Annotated in this window: 1 protein-coding gene; it reads left to right on the top strand. The window is 55.6% G+C overall.

Features of this window, described 5'->3' with window-relative positions:
* Nucleotides 1–696: tandem-95 repeat protein (locus tag HUF18_RS07970; RefSeq protein ID WP_225692017.1), on the top strand; the 696-nt coding region annotated here is incomplete at both ends.

Genomic DNA, 696 nt, shown 5'->3' with positions numbered 1-696 from the left:
CGACAGCGGCTCATTAACCTACAGCATTACCTCCGCTACCACCGAACTGGGCGCCAGCATCAGCGGCACCACCTTAACCATTGCACCGCAGACTAATTACAACGGTGCCGGCAATATCACCGTACAGGTTTCCGACGGCACCCTGAGCGACAGCACCAGCTTTAATGTCACCGTTGATGCGGTAAACGATGCACCCGTGATCAGCACTGTTACGGCCAAGACGCTCAATGAAGATACCACGCTAAATGTAACGCTGAGCGCGACCGATGCCGATGGTGACAGTCTGACGTACAGTATTTCCTCAGCCACGGCCGAGCTCGGTGCCAGCATCAGCGGCGCCACCTTAACCATTGCTCCACAAGCTAATTACAACGGTACAGGCAGCATCACAGTGCAGGTATCCGACGGCGCCCTGAGCGACAGCACCAGCTTTAATGTCACCGTAGATCCGGTTAATGATGCGCCGGTTATCAGCGCCATTACGGCGAAAACACTGAACGAAGATGCCACGCTGAGTATCACGTTAAGCGCGACCGATGCTGACGGGGATAGCCTGACCTACAGTATTTCCTCAGCCACGGCCGAGCTCGGTGCCAGCATCAGCGGCGCCACCTTAACCATTGCTCCACAAGCTAATTACAACGGTACAGGCAGCATTACGGTGCAGGTATCCGACGGAACCCTTACTGACAGCAG

This window comes from Thalassolituus sp. ST750PaO-4 (assembly GCF_020320405.1).
GTDB classification, from domain to species: domain Bacteria; phylum Pseudomonadota; class Gammaproteobacteria; order Pseudomonadales; family Oceanobacteraceae; genus Venatoribacter; species Venatoribacter alkanivorans.
The sequence above is the reverse complement of the archived record's forward strand: the minus strand, read 5'-3'. Positions and strand labels throughout refer to the sequence as shown.